The sequence below is a fragment of the Streptomyces turgidiscabies Car8 genome (assembly GCF_000331005.1).
GTDB classification, from domain to species: domain Bacteria; phylum Actinomycetota; class Actinomycetes; order Streptomycetales; family Streptomycetaceae; genus Streptomyces; species Streptomyces turgidiscabies.
In genome coordinates this window covers 1-25,471 of sequence record NZ_AEJB01000028.1, presented here as the reverse complement: position 1 = coordinate 25,471, position 25,471 = coordinate 1, and the positions used below count along the sequence as shown (strand labels likewise).

Below are 25,471 nucleotides of genomic sequence, written 5' to 3'. Positions count from 1 at the left end.
TGCCGGCGTTCCCGGCCCACGTCCTTAGCGTGCCCTGTAACCGATCGGCCCTGTCTTCGTTCCCCCGCACGGGGGATGGACTCAGGGAATTACGGATCTGAACGAGGTGTACGCCCATGGTGGCCCCGCCGGACAACGACGTGCTCTGGGCACGCGCCCTGCACTACCAGCACAACGACGGCTCGCCGGCGCTGAGCGGCGTCTCGCTCGGTGTCCGGGAGGGCGAGATCCTCGCCGTCAGCGGCCCGCGCGGCAGCGGCAAGACGACCCTGCTGCGCTGCCTCTCGGGCCTGGTACGACCGCTGCGGGGCGAGGTCTGGTTCAACAGCGTGCCCGTGCACACGATGGGCCCGCTCACCCGTGAACGGCTGCGCCGCGACCGGTTCGGCTGGATCGACCCGGCCCCGGTCCTCGTACCGGAACTGAACGTCTGGGAGAACGCGGCCCTGCCTCTCATGCTGCGCGGCACCAGTCGCCGGCGTGCCAAGACGGCGGCCCTGGAGTGGCTGGAGCGCCTCGACATCGGCGACCGGGCCCGCAAACGCCCCTGTGAGCTGCGCCAGTCCGAACGCCAGCGCGTCTCGATCGCCCGCGCGCTCGCCCCGGGCCCCACGGTCCTCTTCGCCGACGAGCCGACGGCGCCCCTCTACCAGGCGGACCGGGCGCACGTCCTGCGGACGTTGACGACAGCGGCCCGCTCGCACGGCATCACCGTGGTCCTCGCGACGCACGACGCGGACACGGCGGCACTCGCGGACCGCACGGTCTCGCTGCTCGACGGGCGGCGCGTGAACACCGTCCACCTGCCTCCGGTCACCGCGAACGGCACGGCGACCGAAACCGGGACCGGCACCGACGCGGAAGGCCGGGCGGCGTGCTCGCTCTCCGTCTAGCCCGCGGCGGCCACCCCGGCGTCCAGCTCCGGCGGCTCCTGGTCGCGACGGCGTCGGCTGCCACGGGTTTCCTGCTCCTGGGCACCCTGGGCCACGCCCTCGCCCACCAGAACACCCCCGGCGGCTCGGCCCTGCGTCTGGCCTGGTGCGTGGCCCCGCTGGCGGCCACGGTCTACTTCGCGGTGACGGTGGCCCGCACGGACCCCGGCACGAGACCGCGCCCCGGCCTGGCGGCGATCGGCCTGGGCCCGGCCCGGCTGATGGCCGTCGCGGCCACGACGACGGTCCTGTCCTGCACCCTGGGTTCGATGCTGGCCCTGCTGTTCTTCCTCCACCTGCGGGGCGACCTGACGGGCATGCCGTTCGACGGTGACGCGGCGGACTTCCTGGCCGCCGACCACCCCCTCCCTCTCCCGGCCGCCCTGACGCTGCTGACCCTGGTACCGGTGGCGGCGTCGGTCGCGGTCGCCCTGACACTGCGGCCGACGGAAACCCGCCCGGCACCGGGCAAGGGCACCCGCCTGCGGAGGTACGGCCGGTTCGGAGCGGAGGGCGCCCAGAGCACCCGGGAGACGTTCGGCGCGTACGGACGGTTCGGCGCCCATCTGCGCTCCACACCGCGTCCGGCGCCGGACAGCGCGGCCGGCCCTTCGGAGCCGGCCCCGGACACCGCCGAATCCCCGGACCAGGTCACCGACCCGGTCCCCACCGACCTGACCACCACCGACCTGACCACCACCGACCCGCACGCCCTCCCCACCCCGCGCCCCACCCCCCGGGGCCTCCCCTGGGGCATCGCCGTCCTCGCGGCCGGCCTCGCCGTGGAGGCGTACGCCGCCCGCACCCCCCACACCCGCCTCGCCATGCCCGGCGGAGCCACCGACAGTCCCGCCGCCGTACTCGTCGGCTGGACCCTCACCGCCCTGGGCCTCGCCCTGGCCGGACCCGGCCTCACCCATTTCTGCGGTCGCCTGCTGCAGGCCGTCCGCCCCGGCGCCCTCCGTCTGCTCGCCGGCCGCGTCCTCATGGAGGAGGCGACCCGTATCGGCCGCCCCCTGGGCGTCGTCTGCGCGGTGGCATCGGGCGCGTACGCCATGCTCGTGCTGTACGACGACGCCGCCGACGACCCGTCCCTCGGCCCCCTCACCACCCTGGGCGCCCTGGTCGTGGCGGGCTGCGCCGTCGCCACGCTCCTCACGGCCGCCGCCGAGGCCAGACACGCCCGCGCGGACACCACCGCCGCCCTGCTCCGCCTGGGCGCACCGGCCACCACCCTGCGTACCGCCGCAGGCCTGCGCGCCGCCGCTCTCCTCGCCCTGTTCGCCCCGCTGACCTTCCTGATCGCGGAGCTGGCGGCGCTGCCGCTGACCGCCTGAGAACCCGTACGAAAAAAATCTGAACGAAAAACTCTGTACGCACCGATGAGTTCCGCACAGCCCGCGGGTCTACCCCACCGAACAGCATCACACCGACCGGGAGAGACCCTCATGAGCGAGTACCAGCAGATGATCTTCGTGAACCTGGCCGTCGGCGACGTCGCCGCCTCGAAGAAGTTCTTCACCGAGCTCGGGTACACGATCAACCCGCAGTTCACGACGGACGACTGCGCCTGTGTCGTGATCAGCGACACCATCATCGCGATGCTGCTGAGCAAGCCGCGCTACGCCGACTTCACGAAGAAGGAGATCGCGGACTCGACGAAGACCAGCGAGGTCCTCATCTGTCTGAGCGCCGAGAGCCGGGCGAAGGTCGACGAGCTGGTCGACGGGGCGCTCGCGGCGGGCGGCACCGAGCCGCGCGAGGCGCAGGACTACGGCCAGATGTACGGCCGCGCGTTCGACGACCTCGACGGCCACACCTGGGAGGTCATGTGGATGGACCCGGCGGCCGTCCAGGGCTGACACCACCCGTGCTTACATGGGCGGGTGCAGACGAGTCCCGCCCATGCGGCCCACCACGACGACCGTGAGATCGAGACGCTCCAGGAGTTCGACGCGGTCGTCTCGGCCCGCGGCACCCTCGCCGGATTCCGCGTCCAGGCCGTCGATCTGACGGACCGTACGAAGGAACTGCTGACCAGCAGCGCCGCGGGGGCCGTCTTCCTCGGCTGCCCGATGCGTCCGGACGCGGCGGCGAAGATCCGCGCGGACGGCGCCCTGGTCTTCCCCCCGGTCCCGGACCTGCCCTTCGACCCGTACCGCGGCCACCCTTACTCGCCGGACGAGTTGTTCGCCGGGCTCGACGACGGCTACGAGCGGACTCTCGACGCCCTCGGGTACGCCTGGTTCCAGCGCACCAAGGCCGACGGCGACATCTACGCCTCGATGCTGCGTTCCGTCCACGACGACGCCGTCTCCGACGCCCTCGACGAACTCCTGGGCCGGGCGCAGGTGGTGGGGGTGATGGGCGGCCACGCGATGGCACGCGGTACGCGGGAGTACGCCGGTGCCGCGCGCCTGGGGCGCGAGCTGACGCGCGCCGGGTTCACGGTGGCCACGGGCGGTGGCCCGGGCGCGATGGAGGCGGCGAACCTCGGCGCGTACGCGGCGCCCTTCGAGGACGCCATGCTCGACGAGGCGTGCGAACTCCTCGCCGGGGCGCCGTCGTTCACTCCCTCGATCACCGACTGGGCGCGCGCCGCCTTCGAGGTCCGCGCACGCTGGCCCGAGGGGGCCGGTTCGGTGGGCATCCCGACCTGGTTCTACGGGCACGAACCGCCGAACGCCTTCGCCTCGCACATCGCCAAGTACTTCGCCAACGCCACCCGCGAGGACGGCCTGCTGGCCCGCTCGAACGCGGGGATAGTCTTCCTGCCGGGCGCCGCCGGGACCGTACAGGAGATCTTCGACAACGCGACCCCGAACTACTACCAGTCGCGCGGCGAGCCCACGCCCATGGTCCTGGTGGACCGCGCCCACTGGACCGAGCGGCTGCCCGCCTGGCCACTGCTCCAGGCGCTGGCGCGGGGGCGAGCGATGGAGGACCGAATCGCCCTGGTCGACCGTATTGAGGACGCCCCGGACGCTTTGAAACGCCTCGCCGGTTAACGGGTAGGCAAAGACCAATGCCTGGAGCCTGCATACAGATTGACAGCCCTTATGCTGCGCTTATAAACCTGTGAGACTCCTGGGGGTGACGAGGTGATGAGGTCTCTTCACTCCCTCCCACTCCCTCAGTTGTGCATCCCGTGAAGGGCAACCGTGTCCATATCTCTCCGTACCGCGCGTTCCATGCGCATCCTCGGTGTTGCCTCCGCCTCGGCCGCGCTCGCGCTGGGCGTCGCGGGCAACGCGTTCGCCTGCAACATCAGTGAGTTCTCCGCCGTCGCCAAGTGCGACGGCGAGAACGGCGTCATCAGCGTCACCGACAAGGACCCGTCGGGCACCCCCGCCACGGTCACCGTCTTCCTGGGCGAGAAGCTCATCGGCACCCAGGACGTCGTGGGCAGCCGTGAGGGCGTCACCGTCGACTTCGCGGAGGACTGGGCGCCGAACACGACGTACCGCGTTCACGTCAAGGCCGGGAAGCTGGTCGACGAGGACATCAAGTCGGGCGTTCTCACTCCGGACGAGGCCTGCAAGACGGAGTCGACCCCGACTCCGACCCCGACCCCCTCGGCTTCGCAGCCGGAGGAGTCCGCCACTCCCACCCCGTCGGCGTCGGAGCCCGAGGAGTCGGCCACCCCGACCCCGTCGGCCTCCGAGAGCACCCCGGGTGCCCCCGCGAGCAGCGTTCCGACGCCCGCGGGCGGCAGCTCCAACCTCGCCGAGACCGGCGCCAGCTCGAACACCGGTGTGATCGCCGGTATCGCGGCTGCCCTGGTCGTCGTCGGCGGCGGCGCCGTCTTCTTCGGCCTGCGCCGTCGTGGAGCGTCCAGCAACTGACGTCCGCTCGCTGTATCCGCAGTACCTGGCTCTACGTTGTGGCCCGTCCCGTGCATCAGGGGGCGGGCCACTCCGCTGCACGAACTCGGCGATCTGCGGCCGCTCGTCGATCGCGTGAGCGGCACCTGACCCCATGGGTGGGCCCCTCAGCCGAGCACGACGATCTCGGACGCGTCGAAGACCACGCCGACCTCGGCGCCCTGCTCCGGTGCCTCGCGCAGCGCGCACGCGGCCTCCAGGCGGGGCGCGTCCTCGGGCCGCAGCTGGACGGCGACATGCGTACCCCGGAAGGTGCGCGCGGTCACGGTGCAGCGCAGGCCCTCGGTGGCGGGCACCAGGCGCACACCGGCGGGCCGTACGAGCAGTGTGCGCTGTCCCTGAGGCGCACCCTCGGGAACCGGCATCTTGCCCCAGGGGGTGTCGGCGACCTGCCCGCTCACCGTGGCCTCGACGACGTTGTCGAAGCCGAGGAAGCGTGCCACGAACTCGTCGGCGGGCCGCTGCCAGACCTCAAGTGGCGTACCGGACTGGGCGATTCGGCCGTCGCGCATCACGATCACCCGGTCGGCGAGGGCGAAGGCCTCGCCCTGGTCATGGGTGACGGCGAGCACGGTGGTGCCCAACCGGCCGAACAGTTCCCTCAGTTCGACGACGAGGCGCTCCCGCAGCGAGCGATCCAGCTGGCCGAGCGGTTCGTCGAGCATCAGCAGCCGGGGGCGGGGCGCGAGGGCCCGGGCGAGGGCGACACGCTGCTGTTCCCCGCCGGAGAGCGCGGCGACGCCCCGTCCGGCGGCCCCCGGCAGCCCGACCAGGTCCAGCAACTCCCTTACCCTTACGTCCTGTTGAGCCTTGGGTACGTGGTGCATGCGCAGCCCGAAGGCGACGTTGGCGCCGACGTCCCGCTGCGGGAACAGCTGGTGGTCCTGGAACATCAGGCCCACCTCCCGCTTGTGCGCGGGCACCCCGGCGAGATCCCGGCCGTCGAGCGACACGCGCCCCGCGTCCAGGGGTTGGAGTCCGGCGACCGCCCGCAGCAGCGTCGACTTCCCGCTGCCGCTGGGCCCGAGCACGCACACGATCTCGTGCTCGGCGACATCGAGGCCGACGCCGTCGAGCACGGCCCGCGCCCCGAACCGTACGGTCGCGCCTTCGAGACTGAGCATGGTCAGAACTCCCCGGTCCGGTCGGTCCGCAGCCGCTCCAGGACGAGCAGAGCCACCGCGCACACCACCATCAAGATCGTCGAAAGGGCCATCGCCTGGCCGTAGTTGAGGTCCCCGGGCCGGCCCAGCAGGCGGGCAACGGCGACCGGCAGGGTCGGGTTGTCGGGCCGGGCGATGAACACGGTCGCCCCGAACTCGCCCAGCGACACGGCGAACGCGAACCCGGCCGCGACCAGCAGCGCCCGCCGCACGATCGGCAGATCGACCTCGCGCCAGACCCGCCAGGGCGACGCCCCGAGCACGGCCGCCGCCTCCCTGAGCCGCCCGTCCACGGCACGCAGCACCGGCAGCATGGTCCGCACGACGAACGGCACCCCGACCAGCGCCTGCGCGAGCGGTACGAGGATCCAGCTGCTGCGCAGATCGAGCGGCGGCTCGTCGAGCGCGATGAGGAACCCGAACCCGACGGTCACCGCCGACACCCCGAGCGGCAGCATCAGCAGCGCGTCGAACCCCCGTACGAGCCGCCCGGCATCGCGTCTGGTCAGTGCCACAGCCGCCAGCGAGCCCACGACGACGGCGATACCGGTGGCGGCGAGGGCGTACTGGAGCGAGTTCCCGATGGCGGCGATCGGCGCCACCAGGAAGATGCCGGAGTCGTCGCGGGTGAGCGCCCTGTAGTAGCCGAGGCCGACGCCGCCGGGCGTGGCGAACGACCGCTGGACGAGCACGGCGAGCGGCAGCACCAGCAGGACGGCGATGCTCACGAGCACTCCGCCGAGCAGGGCCCACTGGCCCCGGCCTCGCGGCCGGCGTGCTGTCGTCTCCGGCGCCACGAGCCGCAGCGCGCTCTCCCGTCGCCGTACCGTCCGGGCGTGCACGGCGAGAACCGTGCCCACCGCCAGGAACTGGACGATGGTCAGCACGGCGGCCGTACCGAGGTCGAAGATCTCCGAGGTCTGGCGGTAGATCTCCACTTCGAGGGTGGCGAAGGTCGGTCCGCCGAGGATCTGCACCACTCCGAAGGAGGTGAAGGTGAAGAGGAAGACCATGAGCCCGGCCGCTGCGACGGCGGGCGCGAGAGCGGGCAGGGTGACCTGCCGCCAGGCCGCGAACCGCGAGGCTCCGAGCACCCGCGCGGCCTCCTCCTGCCTCGGGTCGAGCTGCGCCCAGAGCCCGCCGACGGTCCGTACGACGACGGCGTAGTTGAAGAACACGTGCGCGAGCAGGATCGCCCACACCGTGGTGTCCAGCCGTACACCCCACAGCTCGTCGAGCAGCCCGCCGCGCCCGACCAGCGCCAGGAAGGCGGTACCGACGACGACGGTCGGCAGCACGAACGGCACGGTCACCACGGCCCGCAGAATCTGCTTGCCCCTGAAATCGAAGCGCGCGAAGACGTACGCGCCGGGGAGCGCGACCAGCAGCGTGAGGACGGTGGACGCGAGCGCCTGCCAGGCCGTGAACCAGAGGACGTGCCGGATACCGGAGTCCCCCAGCACGTCCCCCAGCTGCCCGAGCCGCCAGACCCCGTCGACATGCAGGCCACGCGCGACGATCGCGGCGACGGGATAGGCGAAGAAGAGCCCGAAGAAGACGACGGGCAGCACCAGCAGCCCACCGCGCAGGGCGGCGCCCCGCCGACGCGCAGCCGCTCCCGCTGCTCCCGTCGCTCCCGTCGCTTCCGCTACTTCAGTACGAGCGATGTCCACGACTTGACCCACTGGTCACGGTGTTCGGCGATCTTCGCGGGGTCCATCGTCTCGGGGTCCTTGACCTGCGGCCCGAACTCCGTGAACTCGGCGGGCACCTGGGCGCCCTCCCGTACGGGATACACGAACATGTTGAGCGGCATGTCCTCCTGGAAGGTCTTGCCGACCAGGAAGTCGAGCAGCGCCTTGCCTCCCGCGCTGTTCCCGGCGTTGCTGAGCAGCCCGGCGTACTCGATCTGCCGGAAGCAGGTGCCGGTCGCGACGCCGGTCGGCGCGGTGGTCGGCTTCGGGTCGGCGAAGATCACCTCGGCGGGCGGCGAGGAGGCGTACGAGACGACGAGCGGCCGGTCCCCCTTGGCCTTCTTGCCGCCGGCCGACCCGGAGAACTCCTCGTTGTACGCCTGCTCCCAGCCGTCGACGACCTTCACGCCGTTGGCCTTGAGCTTCGTCCAGTAGCCGGCCCAGCCGTCGTCGCCGTACTTGGCGGCGCTGCCGAGCAGGAACCCGAGGCCGGGCGAGGAGGTGGAGGCGTTCTCGGTGACGAGGAGGTCCTTGTAGGCGGGCTTGACCAGATCGTCGAGGGACTCGGGCGGGGTCAGCTTGTGCTCGCTGAACCAGGCCTTGTCGTAGTTGACGCAGATGTCGCCGGTGTCGATCGGGGTGACCCGGTGCTTGTCGTCGTCCGTCCGGTACGCGGGCAGGATCGCGTCGGCGTCCTTCACCTCGTACGACTGGAAGAGCCCGTTGTCGAGCGCGCGGGAGAGCAGGGTGTTGTCGACGCCGAAGAAGACGTCGCCCTGCGGGTTGTCCTTGGTCAGGATCGCCTTGTTGACGGCCTGGCCGGCGTCGCCGTCCTTGAGGACCTTGACCGTGTACCCGGACTGCTTCTCGAAGGCTGCGAGGACGCTCTTCGAGACGGCCCACGAGTCATGGCTGACGAGGGTGACGGTCTTGGAGTCCGCCGCCGAACCGCTGCCGCCGTCGTCGGACCCGCACGCGGACAGCGTGACGAGCCCGAGCCCGACGGCGAGGGCCGTGACCTGCTTGGTGATGTTCACCGGTTTCTTCCTCCTGGGATGACCAGGAAGAGACGCGGCCCTGCCCGGACCCCATGGCGGGTTCCGGGCAGGGCGCAACAGCTTGAGTGATGACCGAACTTCCTACCCAGAATGACCTGGGCGAGGTTCAGAGGGTCTGCGGTCTGTCCCGCACTCTCAGCGCTGTGGCGCTCCCCTGTCGGAATATGAAGATATGTATGTACGGCGTAAGACTACCGCTCGGTGGCCGCCAGCTGACCGCACGCCCCGTCGATCTCCTGCCCCCGGGTGTCCCGAACGGTGACGGGCACCCCGTGCGCGGCGATGGCCTCGACGAACGCCTTCTCGTCCTCGGGCCGCGAGGCGGTCCATTTGGACCCCGGAGTCGGGTTCAGCGGAATCAGGTTGACGTGCACAGGCTTGCCCCTGAGCAGCCGCCCGAGCCGGTCACCACGCCAGGCCTGGTCGTTGATGTCCCGGATCATCGCGTACTCGATGGACAGCCGACGCCCCGACTTCGCCGCGTACTCCCACCCGGCGTCGAGGACCTCTCGGACCTTCCACCGCGTGTTGACGGGGACGAGCGTGTCGCGCAGCTCGTCGTCGGGCGCGTGCAGGGAGATGGCGAGCCTGCACTTGAAGCCCTCGTCGGAGAACCGGTTGATCGCCGGTACCAGTCCGACGGTCGAGACGGTGATCCCACGCTGCGACAGCCCCATGCCGTCGGGCGCGGGGTCGGTCAGCGCGCGGATGGCGCCGACGACGCGCTTGTAGTTGGCGAGGGGCTCACCCATGCCCATGAAGACGATGTTGGAGAGCCGCGCGGGGCCACCGGGGATCTCCCCGTCCCGAAGCGCACGCATCCCGTCCACGATCTGGTGCACGATCTCGGCGGTGGACAGGTTCCGGTCCAGCCCGGCCTGTCCGGTCGCGCAGAACGGGCAGTTCATCCCGCACCCGGCCTGCGAGCTGATGCACATGGTCACCCGGTCCGGGTACCGCATGAGCACCGACTCGACGAGCGTCCCGTCGAACATCCGCCACAGCGTCTTGCGGGTGGTGTCCTGGTCGGTCGACAGATGACGGACGACCGTCATCAGCTCCGGAAGCAGCGCCTCCTGGAGCTTGCCGCGCGAGGCGGCCGGGATGTCCGTCCACTCCGCCGGGTCGTGCGCGAACCGCGCGAAGTAGTGCTGCGAGAGCTGCTTGGCACGAAACGGCTTCTCACCGATCGCGGCAACGGCCTCTTTACGCTCGACAGGCGTGAGATCGGCAAGATGCCGCGGCGGCTTCTGAGCTCCGCGCGGGGCGATGAATGTGAGTTCTCCGGGCTTAGGCATGGCCATACCAGTGTCGCAGATCGAATCGTGTGACCTGCGCCGGAAGGTTCTGGCTCTGGTCGTTGCCTGTCGTCGTTGGCCGTCGTTGGCCACCCTCAGACGGCCCATAGACGGCCCCTGAGATGGGCTCCGACCTGCCAAGATATAGGGCACGGAGGCACGTCGGTGCCGGTGAAATCCGCCTTGTAAGGGCGGAGGTGATCTGCCGCCGGAACGCCCAGGTGACTTCGGTAATCGTGGAACGCCAGGTCAGCGGTCTGTCTCGGCCTCAGCGAGCCGTCGTTGACAGGGGTTGACCGTCCTATGGGGCACGGTTCTGGCGCGTCACCAGTTGTCGCCATGAGGCGCTACTTCGTGGACTCGTACGCCAAGGGAGAGTCCCGTGCCACCACCCGATGCTCCGGTTGAGGCTCCTCGCAAGTCACCAACTGGCATGCTGGCAACGTGTTCATGCCGATCCTCTCCGCGCAAGGGACTGAAGCGCCTAGCTTGCCTGTGGCTGCAGTCGTTGTCGGAGGGCTGACTTGCGAGGAACCGTTGAGGCCGATAGCGGCACCCACGTACCAAAGTAAGCAGGAATCGGATGTGCAGAACTCCATGAAAAATTCACCAACGAAGAACTTTCACATACTGCTAGATCGCATCAGTCTAACCGTGCCTGAGCAGGAGGCGGCCTTAAACCGAGCAGAGTCGGTTCGCGAGAACCTAATGAACTTTTCGCTAGTACAGGAATGTGTCATCACGGGCTCCATGGCGCGATCCACGGCGATTCGAACGTTTTCAGACGTGGATATCATCGCCATCATCAACGATGATCCTAAAATGATGGAAAATTCGAAGCTGGCAATTAGTGCTATCTCTGACTATCTGGCACGCACATACTCCAGCATCGAAGATTTTGACAGTGCGGTTCACATTACGCTCAACGACGGTCCAGGCATTGATGTTGTACCTGCATTTATCGCAGGAAAAAATACCTCAGGCCATTCACTCTTCAAGATTCCCGCCGAACAGCGATCCTGGATTAACTATGATCCGGCGGGACAGGATCAACGAATCGAGCAGCTCTCTCTACAGCTCGGCGACGAATTCAAGCAGGCTATCCGCCTAGCAAAGTGGTGGAGTCGAGCGAACGGCAGCCCGATCCCTTCATATGAAATCGAAGGCGTCATGAGCCGAACCTTCCTCAAGTGGACAGAAATGCCCACACCGCCCGAGGCGCTTGCTACTTTCTTCAGAGAAGCCGACGCGAATAAGCCCGATAAGGTGACGGGCCATGGAAAAAGCGTCATCAGGAAAGCTGCACTGATGGCTCAAGATGCGCTTGAACTGGCCGCACAGGGTGACACTGCGGGATCTATGGAACGCTGGAGGTGCTTGCTCGGTGAACAATTCCCAACTGTCGTCTTCTGAGATCATCGCACTGGCCAATAGTCAGCTAGAGAAGGCTGGAGAGCTATACAGAAGAAGCAGATGGCTCCAGGTGGCCACATTTCTACTAAGTGTCTTGTCGATTTTTATTGCGAATCCCTACACTTACATTCCGGCACTACTTGCTCTCGGCGTCCAAGTTTACGTGTGGTCTGTGCGGCGGGGTGCCGGGAATCGTCACAACGAGGGAGAGGAAGGGCGAACGAGAGGGTTGCTGCTAGACGCTCTAGGGGCGGCCGAGGAGCGAGTGGATCTAAACAATTGGCTGATCCGAGTTTGGCCCCGACAGGGAGAGCAACTTCCCGAACCAGTCCCCCCGAATTATTTTTCTAGTACTGCTCCTGTTGGAATGCGACGCCTATGTGACCACCTCCAGGAGAACGCATTCTGGAACAAGTTTATGTACAAGGAAGCTGCCGACTACTACGGAAGAATCCTGTGGGGGTTTGTAGTCGTCGCAGTAACTGCTGTGCTTGTGGCCATTCCTCTCGCGTCCGATAAGCAGAACTTAATCTTGGCTCGTTTGATAGTTGTTGCCCTGGCATCTGGAGCCGCCTTCACGCAATGGTCGGAAGTAGCAGCATGGAATTCGGCTCATTCGAAGAGTGAGCTACTCGACCGACGTTTGGAGGCGCTCTCAGATTGCATAGATGAGGAACTCAGATCGAGCCGAGTTGGCGCCCTACTTTCAGCCTACGGCGACTACTGCGTCGCTACTTCAGGAGCGCCGCCTACTCCAACTTGGTTGTATAAGCGACATGGAGATCACGTAAACCAACTGTGGGCCCGTAGGTTGGCCACCTAGAATCTGCCTTGCAACATCGTCCCGAAGAGCTCGTAACACGATCATGCGGCCCAGGCCCGGTAGTCCTGTCGTGGTGGAGCGTGAGAGCGTGGCTCTGGATCGCGGGCGATGGTTTGTGTGGGGAAGAGCGGCTGGATGAGTGTGATGTGGGCGGCGACGTCGCCGGAATCTGGGCTGTTCCATCCGGTTGAGAGACGTTCAGAGGTGAAAGACCTGTCAGACCGCTTCAACGACCTGCGTTCCTGCGGCCAGGGGTACGTCGAGGTTCGGTCGCCGGACACGGAGTTCCCGGTGCTGGTCCTGGCCTTCCGAGGTGATCACGCGATCGTCCATCTGATGAGTGACGCCGAGCGGATGTCTCTGCTGGTAGGAGACGGCACCGTGCCCTCGGGTGCCGAGATCGAAGTCCCGATCATGGACGACCTCGCCGCGTTCACGGGCGACTTTGTCCTGGACACCGATCGGGCATGGGGCCTGGTGTACGACTTCGCCCAGCCACGGACGGCCGGTCCTTTGGGTGAGTGGTGTGAGTTGTAGCTAAAGGCTCGTGACACGATCACGACCGGTGCTTCTTCAGCCGCCTCCAGCAGATGAGGCTGCAGGCTAATGAGACGAAGGCGTCGTGGAGTTCGGTGCGGCGTTCCCAGCGGACGGCGAGGCGTTTGAACTGGTGGAGCAGGGCGAAGGTCTGCTCGACGACGTAGCGGAGTTTGCCCAGGCCCTTGATGTTCGGGGAGCCCTTGCGGGAGATGACAGGCAGGATCCGGCGTTTGCGGAGTTCTTCGCGGTGGGGGTTGGAGTCGTAGCCCTTGTCGCCGAGCAGAGCGTCGGGGCGGCGGCGGGGCCGGCCGGGACGTCCAGCCACAGGCGGGATGCCGTCGATCAGGGCGAGGGTCTGGGTGACGTCGTTGACGTTGGCCGCAGTGGTGATCACCTTGAGCGGGGTGCCGCGTCCGTCGCAGATCAAGTGGTGTTTGCTGCCTGTCTTGCGCCGGTCGACCGGCGACGGACCGGTGTCGGCTCCCCCTTTTTCGCGCGGATGTGGGAACCGTCCACACACGCGCGAGACCAGTCGAGTTCACCGGCAGCGTTCAGCTCGGCAAGCAGGACGCGGTGCAGCTGGTCGAAGACTCCGGCCCGCCGCCAGCGATCCAGCCGTCGCCAGCAGGTCTGCCCCGAGCCGAACCCCAGCTCCAGCGGCAGGAGTTGCCAGGCTATGTCGTTGTGAAGGACGTACAGGATGCCCTGCAGACACAGCCGGTCCGCCACCGGCCGCGGCCCCGGCGACTTCACCGGCCAGGGCGGCAGCAACGGCTCGATCAGCATCCACAAGTCGTCGTCCACGATCCACGGCCGAGTACTCACACCATCCCGAACGGCCGAATCGTCACATCGGTCACGCCCGACGAGGACACTTCAACAAGATCCTGTTACGAGCTCGAAGTAACCTGGGATGGCCGCTACCCTTGGGCCGACGTCTTCGCCACTTGTGCCGATGATCTGCTGACGTCCGCTGCTGTACTGCCGTCGGGTCGCTGCCCGGACAGTTCCGCCAATTGCTGGATCGATACCGTGACTCCCGTGGCGGTGCCTTTACGTGATGAGTCTACGGTAATAGGTGCTTTGAGAGACTCATGGCGTGGTCCTCGAGGCGGAAAATGGCTAAATTTCCCCTTCTGGTCGACATCTCCGAACTGATAGTGAATATCATAGGGGATGGCACCGAAAGATAGTCTCAGAATATTTTTCTGGCTATCGTTATCCACGTACCAGCCGAAATCCATGTTGTCGGTTGATAGTGTAAGCCATTGCAATTGCCCACACTGCTTCTTATAGTCGGGCATTGGTGAGCTCGCACCTGGGGCAGCAAAAAACCTTACTTCTCCAGCTTCAACATTCGGTTTAAGGATGTTAGTCAGAGCGCTCTGCACCATCTTCCATACAGCCACTCCGGCGGTGCGTAGCAGATAGGTACTCATGACGACGCCGGCCGCCGCATGCCGGTCAATCGTGAAGAGTTCGTCAGGAATCACAGAATCAAAATGAGCCCCGCCCCATTTGTTGGCATATTCGCGGATGAACTTGTCCCAGCTGTACGAAACAGTTCCAGATTTCGTGGCGAAGCGAAGCACTGGCTCCTGAACCCATTTGGAAAGCTTCAATTCGCGAGCCCCGTGAAGGGTAGCGCCTGGTTCCTCTACAGGTATCGACCCTATTGACAGGTAGGATCCAGAACCTGCCGGTGCTCGTGAAGCTTGAATCGTTGGTTGATCAAGGCTGAACACTCGACAAGCCGTGAGTAGCACAGCGTTCCCCTTACCTGCTCCAACGAGCGACCGGAGGGCGACGGCAAGGTCATCAATCGCTGCCACGTTGCCGTGATCGATCCGGTCGATGTGGTCAGAGAGCCGCGATGCCATGTGCGTCAACGCGCCAGCTAGGTGGTGCCGACGATCCTCAGGGAATGTCATGACGCTTCTCGCCTTCCGATTGAGCTTGTGACCAGGTTGGCACACGAAGTCTTTCCTGCCGATCCATTTATGGATAGCGGCGAGATCTCGGAAGGAATCAGCAGCCCGCACCTCCCATCCGGTCCACCGTCGACCTAGACAGCATGGAACGGGAGAGCCCACCATGCACGCCACGATGTGCCCGCAGTCCGGACGATGCCCTCTCCGTCCTGGTGTCCGCCGATCCCCCGCTGAAGGCATGTTTTCAGCAGCGGCACGGCTACGTCGGTTGCTCAACTCTCGACCCAAGCACCCTATCCACACGTGGCGGGCGCCGGGGCAGCGTGAGCCGAGTACATGAGCGCAGCCCCGAGCGGAGCCGGGAGCCTGCCCGGCACAGCGCGGCTGGGTGGTCGCACTGCCAGGGCAGTTGGCGACATCCGCCAGCAGGAGGCGGACGGTGAAGGCACTCGATGCACTCAAGAAACGCAGTAGCCCGCCCAGCGTGATCCGGGCGGGCTACTGGATACGGAATGGACTTCCCGATCGTTGAAGAAGTCAAGAAGATTACTGCTGGGATGAGCCTGCCGATGCCCTTGCCGCGCAGCGCAAACTCAAGCGCTGGTTGGCTCAGAGATGATTCGGCTGGTGAAACCCGCGCCGCACAATCGCTCGTAGGCGGCCACCACGGATTCCGGCACTACCTGTTCAATAGCCAGACCCAAGCCCGGAAAGACAAGCACTCGTTGCAGGGCGCCTACGATCATGTCGATCACCATGCGGGAATTCCCGATGGAGTCGGCGTACTCCTCCAAGTCCAGCGGGCTGGACGCGCACACCACCTCGACCTCAGGCCAGAGCTTTCGCATCATGGCGTACGAGCGCCGCTCTTCGTACGGCTTGCTAACGAGTAGGACAGACGAGGCCTTGATACCGGCCTCGACCAGCACCGCCTTCGTGAACTCAATGTTCTCGCCGGTGTTCGTGGCGCGCGGCTCCAGCAACACGGCGGAGTCCGGCACACCGAGCTGCAACGCCCGCTCCCGGTAATGGACGGCCTCGCCGCGCGGCATACGTGCTCGGGTCGTAGGGCTGGTGGCCCCTGTGAACACGACCACCGGGGCCATGCCCTGGCGATACAACTCTGCTGTCACGTCGGCCACGCCAAGGTCGTGGCTCCCCAAGCCAACGGCGACCGAGCAGGGCCGTGGGTCGTGGTGCATGAGGTGGTAGTCCCACAGAAGTCGGGCGTCCGCCCATGCCTGTGCCGAGATCATTTCTGGCCCTCTCCGTCCTGTGCCGAGTCTGGAACCTTGAAGTCGTACTCCCATGCGAAGCGTGAGGCCGAGTGGATGCCGATGGCGTACTCGACGACCGTGCCGTCTGCTGTGTAGGTGGTGCGGTGCAGTTCTACGACGGGTTCGCCTGGCGGCAACTGCAAGAGCTTCACTTCGTCCGCTGCGGGGACACGGGCGAACAGGGCTTCTCGCATGTGGTCGATCTCGTAACCCGCGTCGTACAGCACCCTGTATCCGCCGCCACGGCCAGCGGGGCCCGGTGCGGGGTCGACGATGCGTGTCCCCTCGACGTGTTCAGGCCGGTAGTAGCTTGTCAGGGTGTGGGTGGGTTGGGTCCCCTCCTTCACCAGTCGAGCGCGTGCGTACACCCTGGAGCCGACCGGGACGCCGAGCCCTTCGGCGACGGCAGTGCTCGCCTCGACACGGCTCACGGTCTGTGTCTGCTCGTTGCGCTTGTACTCACGCCCTGACGCCACACGGTCCGCGATGAACGCGACTTCATCGCCGTCGCGCCACTTCGCCTTGTCGTACCGGGCGATGCCGAGCCGCTTTAGCGGGGTGCGTGGGCGCACGACCGTGCCGTGCCCGCGTACCGAGGTCACCAACCCCTCGGCCTCAAGCGCCTTGTACGCCTGATGGACCGTGGACTTGGAGCCTTCCCCAGCCTCGACAAGGTCTCTGATCTGGGGCAACTGGGCCCCCGGCGCGTAATCGCCGTTCCTGATTTCTTCCGCGAGCCGATCAGCCAGCTCACGCCACTTGGGTGCCAAGCCGAACTCCCTTCGATGCGTCCCAGTGAAGCACAGTCCCAGGACTGTTGACAGTCCTGGGACTGCATGTCATCGTCTTCTCAGGCCGGTCGCAGTCCTAGGACAGCGACCCGGAAGGGCTCGTTTGGGCTGCTTCATAGCCGTGCCGGTTTGGGATAGCTCGCTTTCATGTGGGGCCCTGACCTGGTCGTTCCTTGAAAACTGAAGAGGGAGAAGCACCGGCGGGATTGATTCCGCCCCCGCGACGGCCGGGTGATGACCGTCAACAACAGATCAGTCCCTGCCCGGCCACTCGGGCGTACGCAGCAAAGCAGGCAGGGGAACTGGGCCCGCCGATCTATTCGGCGCTGGCCCGCACCTACGACACCTCAGGAGACCGCAATGTTCGGCATGAAGTCGCAGGAGTCCACCACCGACCTGACCTCCCCGGAAGCCGTTCAGAGCGGCCAGGAGGTCTACGACCGCATCACGTCCGGCCAGTGCACGGACGTCGAGAGCGAGCTGAACGAGGCCTACGGCCGCCAGAGCTGACCAACCACTTCATCAACGGCGCGCGGCTCCGGTGCTCGAACACCGGAGCCGCTTTCGGGCCGTAACACCGGCTAGGGAGATCACGACCCATGAAGCACATCGTCACTGTTCAGGATGCTGTTACCGCGTTCGCCGACTGGATGGAGCCGACGGCCGCTGAGCTGGACGCCATCGAGCGCGAGATGCCGCTGATCCTCGCGCAGATCGACCTGTTGGACGCACAGATCATCACCATGGACCGCACCCCGACCGAGCTGGACGCACGGCGTATCCGCCGGGCCCGCCGCAAGGTGCTCACCGCCCGCCGCACCCTCGCCAACACGGCCGCCCCGAGCACTCCTGAGGTGGGCGCGTGAACGCCACCTCGCAGGCTCTCGCCGCCGCGCACGCCGAGGTGAAAGCGGAGATCGCACGGACCGACACCAAAACCGGTCTGTTGCTCGCGTTCGTCGGCGCGGTCCTGGCTGGCACCTGGACGGTCGCCAAGGATGCGCCGCTGAACGTGCCCGCCTGTGTGGCGGGCGGTCTCGGTATGGGTTTGCTGGTCGCGGCGGCTGGTGTGCTGCTGTGGTCGGTGCGTCCGAACCTGGGCGGGGGCCGTGGCTTCCCGCTGTGGGCGACGCTCACCCCCGAGCAGATCACCACCGCGCTCGCCGAGGACAGAGGCGCGGACATTGCGGGCCTGTCCCGGATCGCCGTCCGGAAGTTCACCGGTCTGCGCCGCGCGGTCGACTGCACCCTGACCGGCGGCGCCCTGCTCATCCTCGCCGCGCTGCTCACCCTCGGGGGTGCGGCATGAACCTCAACCGCAAGGGCCGTGCCGCCCTGGTCCTGGCCCTGGTAGCCGTGGTCGGTATGGCGTTCCGCGTCTCGTGGAACGCCCTGCGGGACATCGCCGGCGCGGTCGGCGCCGACGCGACGGCGGCCACGCTGTATCCGTTCGTGGTCGACGGTCTGATGGCGTTGGCCCTGGTCGCCACGCTCGTACTGGTCGACCAGGACCGGACGTTCGCGCTGCGAGTGCTGGGCACCTACACGCTCGCCTCCCTGGTCCTCAACTACGTCCACGGTCTCGTTCCGGAGCTGCACGGCCGCACGGTCGACTTCGGGCGGCTGGCCGACTGGGACCCCGCGAACTGGGCCCTTGTTCTGTTGGCGACGTCGCTTCCGGTCGGGTCGATCTACTTCGGATCCGATCTGGTCGCCAAGGTGCTGCACCATCGATCGACCCCCGCTCCCGCGCCCGTTGTCGCCTCGATTCCGGCCTCGGTCACGAATGCAGAGGAATCAGCCGAGATCATGAGGAAACGGTCTATGGCTGACCTGCTCGAATCGACGCCCGCGCCGATCATCGAGCCGGTCACGGCGTCGGTGGTGCGGTTGCCCGATCCGGTCGACTTCCTGAAGTCGACTCCGGGGCTCAAGCCGATGCCGTCGATCGACCCGGTCCCCGTGTTGCCGGTCGTCTCGCGTGCGGTGGCCGCTGCTGCGCCGCGTGCGCGGCGGGCGACCGGTCGGGTTCCCGACCTCGCCCGTACGGGTCGGCCCCGGCGCACGCAGGCTCAGTTGCTCGATGAGGCGCGCACGGTCACGGCCGCATGGTCGACGTCCGCGCTGACCGCCGAGGCCATCCGGCGGGAACTGCGCACTTCACCGGCGAACGCCCGCGTCCTGCGGGACACCTTGCGCGCCGAGCGCGCCGCCTGATGGGGACGCTGCCAGTGTTCCGGTGGCGGCTGGCCCCGGACGGCTATGCGACCTACCGCCAACTCCGTGCCCTCGGACTGCGTCCGGGCGGCCAGCAGGTGGCGGCGCAGGTGGAAAGGCCCCGGCGCTGTCGGGGCCCGCTGGTCGCCTACCTCTACCGCATCGAGCACGCCAAACCGGTCCGGCCGATGACCCCGGCGCGGTGGGCGGCTCTGGCCAAGGCCAACACCGCCCGCCGCACCTGCCCGAAGTGCCGCCGGGATGCGGGATACGTCATCCCCACCTCGCTCGGCATGTGTCCTGCCTGCGCTTTCCCCGACAACGCCCCGGAGGGTGCGTCATGGAACAGCTCCCCGCACACCGCCCGCTGACAGTCGTCCAGCTCCCCGACGGCCAGCACGTCTACGCCGACCCCGCCGCCCTGCCCGCCGCTCAGCCGGTCGGGCCTCAGGTGGTGCACATCCACCAGGCGCCGCCGGACCGCACGGTGCAGCGCGTCGCGCTCGGCTCCGGTGTCGGCGCGGGGGCGGTCGCGGCCGGCGTCTACTTCGGTCCGCTGCTCGTCGCCGCGCTGACCGCCATCGCCGCGAACCTGGCGATGCTGGCGTTCATCGCGCTCGTGCTCGGCTGGGCCGTGGTCACCGTGGTCCGCTCGGTCACCACCAGCACCAAGCCCACCGGCCGCAAAGGCCGCTGACACACCGTGAGGCCGTAGGCGGCCCGCAGGGCGCCCGAACAGTCTTCCGCAGGGGGTTTGACCCCCGGAGGGCTGTTCGGGCGCGAGAGGCCCTATAGCGACGCAGGGTGACGGAAGTTTCCGTCCTCGCGCGCACACGCGTAGGGACCACCCCGGAAACCAGGAAACCGGAAACACCTTCACTGCGCGTAAGCGCACGCGTGTGGTGACGGGCCGTCGCAGGGACCGTCACCACCGACCCACTCAACTCCCGAAACGAGGAAACCGTGAGTCACGGACAAGTCTGGCGCACCCACCGCCAGTACGCAGCAACCGCCGCCCGCTGGTCCGCCGAGCGGTGGCGCAGGGAAGCCGAACGCCGCCGCGCGATGCGGGCCGACCGCAAGCCGCTGGTGCGTGACGCCCGCCGCGCGCTGGCCACCGCACGCGCCATCGACCCCGAGGGCATCACCTCCATCCGCCACCGCGCGGAACGCGAACTGCGCACCGCCAAACGGCGCGTGCCCGACCCGCTGTGGCTGTTCGCCGCCAAGACCAGCGCCGCGCTCGCCGTCGCCGGATACGTGTGGCTACCGCAGGTTCCGACCCGCGTGTGGGTGTGGTCGGCGGTCGCTCTCGTCGCCGCCGTCACCGCGCTGTCCGTGTGGATCGCCGTCCGCGAACGCGACACCACCGGACTCAAGCCCACCGCAGAAGAATCGGCGCTGCTCAAGCGGCTGCAGCCGCAGCACTGGAAGGAGCACGCCGAACAGCGCGGCCTGGTCGGCACGCTGACCGGCCGGCCCCGGCTGACCGAGGCGGGCATCGTGTGTGCCGTCCGCCTCGACGGCACCTGGACCGCCACCAAGCTCCGCTCGGCCGAAGACCACGTCCGCGCGCTGATCGGGGCGCGCACAAGCCTGCGGATGCAGATCAAGGCGGGCAAGCAGGGCGGCTGGGCCGAACTGACCCTGCGCACCCGCAGCGCCGCCGACGGCGACGACCTCACCTGGACGCCCGAACAGCGCTCCCTCGGGGTCGACACGGTCACCGGCGAGCAGGTCATGGTGCCGCTCGGGGAACGGCTCCTGATCGCCGGACGGTCCGGCGCGGGCAAGTCCGTGGCGTCCCGGCCGCTCCTGTACGCGGCGTCCGACGGAGACGCGAACGCGCTCGTCATCATCGACCTCAAGCGCGTGGAAGGACGCCTGTGGGACCACCGGGCCCGCGTCGCCTCCACCCCGCGCGAAGTCGTCGACGTGGTCGACGAACTGGAGACGGAGATGCTGGAACGGCTCAGCATCCTGCCCAAGGGACAGGACACCTGGACGCCCACCCCCGACCGGCCGCGCATCACGGTCGTCGTCGACGAGGGCGCCGAGGTCATGACCGCCGCCGACAAAGTCCCCTGCGAGACCCAGACCGCAGACGGCAAGACCCGCACCGTCAACCGTTCCGCGCTGCCTGGTTTGGAGTCCCTTGCCCGGATGGGCCGCGCGGCGTGCATCGACCTGTGGTGGATGACCCAGAAGCCCACCATCGGCGACGGCATCCCCAAGCAGATCGCCCCACAGATCGGCGTGTCTATCTGCCTGGCTGTTCGCACCCCTGCCGAGGCCCGTGTCGTGCTCGGGGAGGACGCGCAGGCCAAGGGCTGGAACGCCGACGAACTCCCGGTCCCGGGTGTGGCGTTGATCCGTGACGGCAAGCGCAAGCCCGACCCGATCAAGGTCCGCTACATGGACAAGGCCGTCGTCATCGCCCTGCCCGACCGCACCCCCTGGTCCCGCACGGTCGCACCCGCCGTGCAGGTTGCGGGCGCCCCCACCCTCACCCTCGTGAAGAACACGGCGACCGGTGGGGCCCCGGCCACGGACAGCGCCGTCGCCCGCGTCCTCAAGGCCATCGAGACCGCCGACGAACCGGTCCTCCAGAAGGACCTGGCGACGATCACGGGCCTGTCCAAGGGCGCCGTATCCAAGGCCGTCAAAACCCTCACCACCAGCGGCACCATCGCCCGCGCCGTGGACGGCCGGCTCGCCGCCACAAGCGGCGACGACACCGCCGCCGCCTGATGAACACCCCGCCCCGAAAGGACGCCATGACCACGCCCGCAACCACGCCCGCCGCCGTCTGGGACGACAACGACCCGCTCATGGAAGCCCTCGCCCTCGCCATCTGGGAGCAGTGCGACCGGCAGGACTACCGCACCACCAATGACGACCCCCGCAACATCGCCGCCGTCGCCGCGACCGTTGCCCGCTCGTTCCTCCTGCCCGACACCACCCCGGACAACGACGACCACCCCACACCGGAACTGTGGCCGACGCCGGCGGACGCGTACGGCGACGCACCGAGCATCAACAGCGAGATCGGCTGGACCGCCCGCACCCTCGCCGGCCGGAAGCTCTACACCGACCTGGACCGGGACTTCTACCTCCGTAAGGCCGCGCTGCTGGACCGCATCGCGCTCCTGGACGAGCCCGACGACCCCCACGGCGGCGCCACCGAAACCGCCGTAGCCGCCGCCGTCTATCTGATCGACACCGACCGGGCGGACGTCAACGACGACCCGCGCGGCTACGTCCGTCGGCATTACGCCCTCTGGGCCAAGAACCAGTAGCGACGCCAAGGGCGGCCCCCCTCTCGCCAAAGTGCGGGGCCGCCCTTGTCACCCAGCACCCTCAAAGGACTGGAGACCTCCAGCATGACCCAACCCACCGACATTCGGCGAGCACCCGCCCACCTGCACACCGCCCTCACCCTGGCAGCGGCCGGAGTGCCCCCGCTGCCCCTGCGGGCGGGAAAGCTGCCGTTCGGCAACTGCCGTACCTGCGCGGATGGCGCCTGCGGCGACCGGCCCAACATGAAGCACCCCGGCGCCTGCCAGTGCCCTGCTCCCTGCCACGGGTGGGCCGCCGCCACGACCAACCTGCACACCCTCAACTCGCCCGCATGGGCGTCCGCGTGGCGCCGGGCCGCCGCCGTCGCGTACCACCCCGGCGGCGCCGGGCTGACCGTGGTCGACCTCGACAACGAGGCGGCCATCGCGTGGGCCCGCGCGACCCTGCCCGTCACCTGCACCGTGCCCACCACCAGGGGTGAGCACTGGATTTACCAGGGCGCCATGCGGTCCGCCAACGCCGTACGGCCCGGCGTGGACATCAAGTCGACGATGGCCTACGCCCGGTGGCTCGGTCCCGGCACTGGCACCACCACCGCGCTGCCGGACATCGTGCGCGCGCTGGCCGTGAAGGAACCAACCGCGGTTCGACCGGCGGCCCTCACGGTGCCCGCGCTGGTCGGGGGCGGGGAGTGCCGTCACCGCACGCCGGCCTATCTGGACCGTGGCATCGCGATGGCGGAGCAGCGCATCACGGAAGCGTCCAGTGCGGTGCACGCCACCGTGTACCGGACGTTCCTCGCGGTGCTCTCCGCGCACGGTCGGTGCGGCTGTCTGACCGAGGCGCACACCGTGCGGCTGTTCGCCGCCGCGCAGGCCAAGGGCGAGTCGGCCCGGCACTGCACCGACGCGTGGACCAATGCCCTGACCAGGTTGGGACTGTAGCCATGGCCGAGGACGAGAAGAACCCCGCCCGCGAGGTCATCACCGACTACGCCCAATCGCACTTCCGCTACTTCCGCACCGCCGAAGGAACCGTCTACGCGCAGAAGAACGGCCACCCCGTCGCCCGCCCCATCCGCTCCCAAGGCACCACCGGCAGCCACCGCCAGGAACTCATGGTCGGCCTGTTCAAGGACGGGCGCGGCGTGTTCAACGGGACCGCCCTCAAGGAGGCATTGGACTTGATCGAAGCACTCGCCCTGTACGAGGACGTCCAGCCCGTCCACATCCGCGTAGCGCCCGGATACGACGGGGCGACCTGGCTGGACTTGGGCCGTGATGACGGGCAGTCCGTCCGTATCCACCCCACCGGCTGGGAGATCCTCGTACCCGACCCCCGCGAAGTCTGCTGGCGACGCACCCAGCTCACCGGCGAACTCCCACTGCCCGCCAAGGAAACCAACGGCAAGGGCATCGACCTGCTGATGCGGCTGTGCAACTTCGCCAATGCCGAGACCGAATGCCTGGCCATCGCGTGGCTGATCGGCTGCCTCGGACCGTCCGTGCCCGTCCCCGCGCCGTTCCTCACCGGTCCGCAGGGCGCGGGCAAGTCCACCGGGGGGCGAATGCTCGTGCGGATCATCGAGGGCATGAGCGGCGACCTGCGCCGCGCACCCAAGGACGAAGAGAACCTGATCGCCGCAGTGGCGGCTGGATGGGTGACCGCCCTGGACAACCTTTCCCATATGACCCCGGACCTGTCCGACGCGATGTGCTGCATCGTGACCGGGGCCGAGAGCGTCAAGCGGGCCCTGTTCACCGACGGGGACGTCTTCCGCGTCGGCTACCGCCGCCCCCTGCTCCTGACCGGCATCGACGTGGGAGTCATCCGACCCGACCTCGCCGAACGACTCCTGCCCCTGCGATTGGAACGCCCCCAGGTGCGGCGGACCGAGGCGGAACTGTGGGCGGAGTACGCGGACGTGCTGCCCGTCGTTCTCGGCTCGCTCCTCGACCTCGCCGTCAAGGTCCGCGCGGTCGCGGCGGAGACTCCCACCGATCTACGGATGGCGGACTTCGCCCACCTGTGCGCGCAACTCGATGCCGCAACCGGCCTCGGAGCTCTCCCCGCGTACCGGGCCAGTCTCGACGACCTCAACGACGACGTGATCGAGGGCGACCTCCTCGCACAGACCGTCCTCAAGCACGCCGACACCATCGAGCCGGGCGGCGCGCAGCGGATGACGTCCACCGAGTGGCTGCACTGCCTCAGCCGCCTCCACAGTGGCGACGAACTACGCGCCCTGCCCAAAGGCTGGCCGACCACCGGCAAAGTCCTCTCCGACCGCCTCAAACGCCTCCAGCCCACCCTGGCCGCCCGGGGCGTCCTCATCGACACCGGCCGCACCAGCGAAGGCCGCTACCTCGAAATGACCCGCCCGGCCACCCCGCCCCCGGAAGAGCCGAAGCGGATGTTCTGACCCGCGCCTCCGCCGGCGCTGGCGCGGACAAGCAAGAGGAGCACCACCAGCCGCAACCGTGGGGGTGCTCCTCTTGCTGTTCGGCGGAACGCCGCCCCAAGGTCGCGCCGCGCAGCGGCCCCTTCTTCACGCTGTAAGCAGCGCAGAACCACAACAGACGCCCCTTCTTTTGTCCTAAGAGGGAAACGCTGCGTCATCTGCGTCATGCAAGCCGGAAAACGGCCCCTGAACTGCGGCTACAGCCATGACGCAGACGGCCGCGCCTGCGTCATCCTGCGTCATCTGCGTCATGGGCTGAGTCGCGGATGACGCAGCCCATGACGCACACCCCACCGCAGCGTCACACAAAACCCCAGTTCAGAAGCCTGAATGACGCTGATGACGTAATGACGTAGAAATCCGCACCTCGGACACACACGCCCCGTTGCCCGCGCACGGAGGACACGCCATGAGCACCGCCCGTGAACAGTCAGACCCGCGCGCCACGCTCCGCGCCGGGCTGCCGGACCGCTACCTCACCCCCGGCGACATCGCCGAGATGTTCGAGGTACCCCTCGAAACCGTCTACCAGTGGCGCAAGAAGCACACCGGCCCGCCCGGATTCCGCATCGGCAAACACATCCGCTACGACCCCGCCGACGTGCGCACCTACGTCACCGAGCGCAAGACCGCCGACCAGGCCGCCGCCTGATACAAGCACGCACCGCACAGCTCAACACCCCAGGGAG

Annotated in this window: 26 protein-coding genes; 18 read left to right on the top strand and 8 right to left on the bottom strand. The window is 67.8% G+C overall.

Annotation, left to right across the window (positions count from 1 at the left end; all coding sequences use genetic code 11):
* Nucleotides 1–116: 116 nt before the first annotated feature.
* From STRTUCAR8_RS02265 to STRTUCAR8_RS02245, 5 genes are all read left to right on the top strand, one after another.
* Nucleotides 117–893 carry an ABC transporter ATP-binding protein gene (locus STRTUCAR8_RS02265; RefSeq protein ID WP_006373765.1) on the top strand — a complete coding sequence of 259 codons (777 nt, stop codon included), beginning with the start codon at nucleotides 117–119 and terminating at the stop codon, nucleotides 891–893.
* A complete protein-coding gene (locus STRTUCAR8_RS02260) occupies nucleotides 875–2,269 on the top strand; it encodes a hypothetical protein (RefSeq protein ID WP_006373752.1) in 1,395 nt (464 codons plus the stop codon). Before STRTUCAR8_RS02265 ends, STRTUCAR8_RS02260 begins: the two co-directional genes overlap by 19 nt.
* Before the next feature lie 111 nt (nucleotides 2,270–2,380).
* Nucleotides 2,381–2,794, top strand: a complete 414-nt coding sequence (locus STRTUCAR8_RS02255; RefSeq protein WP_006373753.1) for a VOC family protein — start codon at nucleotides 2,381–2,383, stop codon at nucleotides 2,792–2,794.
* A 24-nt stretch (nucleotides 2,795–2,818) separates the two neighbouring features.
* Nucleotides 2,819–3,940 (top strand): LOG family protein, encoded by a 1,122-nt coding sequence (locus tag STRTUCAR8_RS02250; protein ID WP_006373746.1) that lies wholly within the window; start codon nucleotides 2,819–2,821, stop codon nucleotides 3,938–3,940.
* Nucleotides 3,941–4,093: 153 nt separating this feature from the next.
* The gene (locus tag STRTUCAR8_RS02245) at nucleotides 4,094–4,777 is read left to right on the top strand and encodes an LAETG motif-containing sortase-dependent surface protein (RefSeq protein ID WP_006373757.1); all 684 of its coding nucleotides are present in this window, start codon (nucleotides 4,094–4,096) and stop codon (nucleotides 4,775–4,777) included.
* A 146-nt stretch (nucleotides 4,778–4,923) separates the two neighbouring features.
* Here STRTUCAR8_RS02245 and STRTUCAR8_RS02240 read toward each other — a convergent pair whose 3' ends face one another.
* From STRTUCAR8_RS02240 to rlmN, 4 genes are all read right to left on the bottom strand, one after another.
* Nucleotides 4,924–5,940 (bottom strand): ABC transporter ATP-binding protein, encoded by a 1,017-nt coding sequence (locus STRTUCAR8_RS02240; protein WP_006373767.1) that lies wholly within the window; start codon nucleotides 5,938–5,940, stop codon nucleotides 4,924–4,926.
* Between the two features lie 2 nt (nucleotides 5,941–5,942).
* Complete coding sequence (locus STRTUCAR8_RS02235) at nucleotides 5,943–7,652, bottom strand: ABC transporter permease (protein ID WP_006373772.1); 1,710 nt, start codon at nucleotides 7,650–7,652, stop codon at nucleotides 5,943–5,945.
* A complete protein-coding gene (locus tag STRTUCAR8_RS02230; RefSeq protein ID WP_006373768.1) occupies nucleotides 7,628–8,710 on the bottom strand; it encodes a thiamine ABC transporter substrate-binding protein in 1,083 nt (360 codons plus the stop codon). Before STRTUCAR8_RS02230 ends, STRTUCAR8_RS02235 begins: the two co-directional genes overlap by 25 nt.
* Before the next feature lie 212 nt (nucleotides 8,711–8,922).
* Nucleotides 8,923–10,029 (bottom strand): dual-specificity RNA methyltransferase RlmN, encoded by a 1,107-nt coding sequence (gene rlmN / locus STRTUCAR8_RS02225; protein ID WP_044471495.1) that lies wholly within the window; start codon nucleotides 10,027–10,029, stop codon nucleotides 8,923–8,925.
* 585 nt (nucleotides 10,030–10,614) lie between these two features.
* Here rlmN and STRTUCAR8_RS52265 point away from each other — a divergent pair.
* Nucleotides 10,615–11,442 carry a nucleotidyltransferase domain-containing protein gene (locus STRTUCAR8_RS52265; RefSeq protein ID WP_143666531.1) on the top strand — a complete coding sequence of 276 codons (828 nt, stop codon included), beginning with the start codon at nucleotides 10,615–10,617 and terminating at the stop codon, nucleotides 11,440–11,442.
* A 1,027-nt stretch (nucleotides 11,443–12,469) separates the two neighbouring features.
* Nucleotides 12,470–12,802, top strand: coding sequence for a hypothetical protein (locus tag STRTUCAR8_RS02220; protein WP_234372788.1), 333 nt, complete (start codon nucleotides 12,470–12,472; stop codon nucleotides 12,800–12,802).
* A gap of 19 nt (nucleotides 12,803–12,821) precedes the next feature.
* Here STRTUCAR8_RS02220 and STRTUCAR8_RS49155 read toward each other — a convergent pair.
* The 4 genes from STRTUCAR8_RS49155 to STRTUCAR8_RS02200 form a co-directional block, all read right to left on the bottom strand.
* Nucleotides 12,822–13,591 (bottom strand): IS5 family transposase gene (locus STRTUCAR8_RS49155; protein ID WP_086025708.1). Its coding sequence is split into 2 segments (ribosomal slippage): nucleotides 12,822–13,297 and nucleotides 13,297–13,591, totalling 771 coding nucleotides; the frame shifts between segments, so codons are not numbered across the junction.
* 134 nt (nucleotides 13,592–13,725) lie between these two features.
* Nucleotides 13,726–14,736 (bottom strand): hypothetical protein, encoded by a 1,011-nt coding sequence (locus tag STRTUCAR8_RS52260; protein WP_143666530.1) that lies wholly within the window; start codon nucleotides 14,734–14,736, stop codon nucleotides 13,726–13,728.
* A 593-nt stretch (nucleotides 14,737–15,329) separates the two neighbouring features.
* Nucleotides 15,330–15,992 carry a YdcF family protein gene (locus STRTUCAR8_RS02205; RefSeq protein ID WP_006373762.1) on the bottom strand — a complete coding sequence of 221 codons (663 nt, stop codon included), beginning with the start codon at nucleotides 15,990–15,992 and terminating at the stop codon, nucleotides 15,330–15,332.
* The gene (locus STRTUCAR8_RS02200) at nucleotides 15,989–16,783 is read right to left on the bottom strand and encodes a GntR family transcriptional regulator (protein WP_006373755.1); all 795 of its coding nucleotides are present in this window, start codon (nucleotides 16,781–16,783) and stop codon (nucleotides 15,989–15,991) included. The genes STRTUCAR8_RS02205 and STRTUCAR8_RS02200 overlap by 4 nt, the downstream gene beginning before the upstream one ends.
* 381 nt (nucleotides 16,784–17,164) lie before the next feature.
* Between STRTUCAR8_RS02200 and STRTUCAR8_RS53145 the strand changes: the two genes are divergently transcribed.
* From STRTUCAR8_RS53145 to STRTUCAR8_RS02150, 11 genes are all read left to right on the top strand, one after another.
* Entirely contained in the window at nucleotides 17,165–17,314 is a 150-nt protein-coding gene (locus tag STRTUCAR8_RS53145) for a hypothetical protein (RefSeq protein WP_006373756.1), read from the top strand.
* An 89-nt stretch (nucleotides 17,315–17,403) separates the two neighbouring features.
* Nucleotides 17,404–17,670 carry a DUF6284 family protein gene (locus STRTUCAR8_RS02195; RefSeq protein ID WP_006373766.1) on the top strand — a complete coding sequence of 89 codons (267 nt, stop codon included), beginning with the start codon at nucleotides 17,404–17,406 and terminating at the stop codon, nucleotides 17,668–17,670.
* Nucleotides 17,667–18,113, top strand: a complete 447-nt coding sequence (locus STRTUCAR8_RS02190; protein ID WP_006373751.1) for a Pycsar system effector family protein — start codon at nucleotides 17,667–17,669, stop codon at nucleotides 18,111–18,113. The genes STRTUCAR8_RS02195 and STRTUCAR8_RS02190 overlap by 4 nt, the downstream gene beginning before the upstream one ends.
* Nucleotides 18,110–19,021 carry a DUF2637 domain-containing protein gene (locus STRTUCAR8_RS02185; RefSeq protein WP_006373743.1) on the top strand — a complete coding sequence of 304 codons (912 nt, stop codon included), beginning with the start codon at nucleotides 18,110–18,112 and terminating at the stop codon, nucleotides 19,019–19,021. The genes STRTUCAR8_RS02190 and STRTUCAR8_RS02185 overlap by 4 nt, the downstream gene beginning before the upstream one ends.
* Nucleotides 19,021–19,392 (top strand): RRQRL motif-containing zinc-binding protein, encoded by a 372-nt coding sequence (locus STRTUCAR8_RS02180; protein ID WP_044471491.1) that lies wholly within the window; start codon nucleotides 19,021–19,023, stop codon nucleotides 19,390–19,392. Before STRTUCAR8_RS02185 ends, STRTUCAR8_RS02180 begins: the two co-directional genes overlap by 1 nt.
* Complete coding sequence (locus STRTUCAR8_RS02175) at nucleotides 19,362–19,718, top strand: DUF6251 family protein (RefSeq protein ID WP_006373763.1); 357 nt, start codon at nucleotides 19,362–19,364, stop codon at nucleotides 19,716–19,718. Before STRTUCAR8_RS02180 ends, STRTUCAR8_RS02175 begins: the two co-directional genes overlap by 31 nt.
* 266 nt (nucleotides 19,719–19,984) lie before the next feature.
* Nucleotides 19,985–21,772 (top strand): MarR family transcriptional regulator, encoded by a 1,788-nt coding sequence (locus STRTUCAR8_RS02170; protein ID WP_006373758.1) that lies wholly within the window; start codon nucleotides 19,985–19,987, stop codon nucleotides 21,770–21,772.
* A 26-nt stretch (nucleotides 21,773–21,798) separates the two neighbouring features.
* On the top strand, nucleotides 21,799–22,320 hold the full coding sequence (locus STRTUCAR8_RS48670; protein ID WP_006373771.1) for a hypothetical protein: 522 nt from the start codon (nucleotides 21,799–21,801) through the stop codon (nucleotides 22,318–22,320).
* An 84-nt stretch (nucleotides 22,321–22,404) separates the two neighbouring features.
* The gene (locus STRTUCAR8_RS02160; RefSeq protein ID WP_006373770.1) at nucleotides 22,405–23,265 is read left to right on the top strand and encodes a bifunctional DNA primase/polymerase; all 861 of its coding nucleotides are present in this window, start codon (nucleotides 22,405–22,407) and stop codon (nucleotides 23,263–23,265) included.
* 2 nt (nucleotides 23,266–23,267) lie between these two features.
* Nucleotides 23,268–24,743 (top strand): hypothetical protein, encoded by a 1,476-nt coding sequence (locus tag STRTUCAR8_RS02155; protein WP_006373759.1) that lies wholly within the window; start codon nucleotides 23,268–23,270, stop codon nucleotides 24,741–24,743.
* A 448-nt stretch (nucleotides 24,744–25,191) separates the two neighbouring features.
* Complete coding sequence (locus STRTUCAR8_RS02150; RefSeq protein WP_006373764.1) at nucleotides 25,192–25,434, top strand: helix-turn-helix domain-containing protein; 243 nt, start codon at nucleotides 25,192–25,194, stop codon at nucleotides 25,432–25,434.
* Nucleotides 25,435–25,471 lie beyond the last annotated feature (37 nt).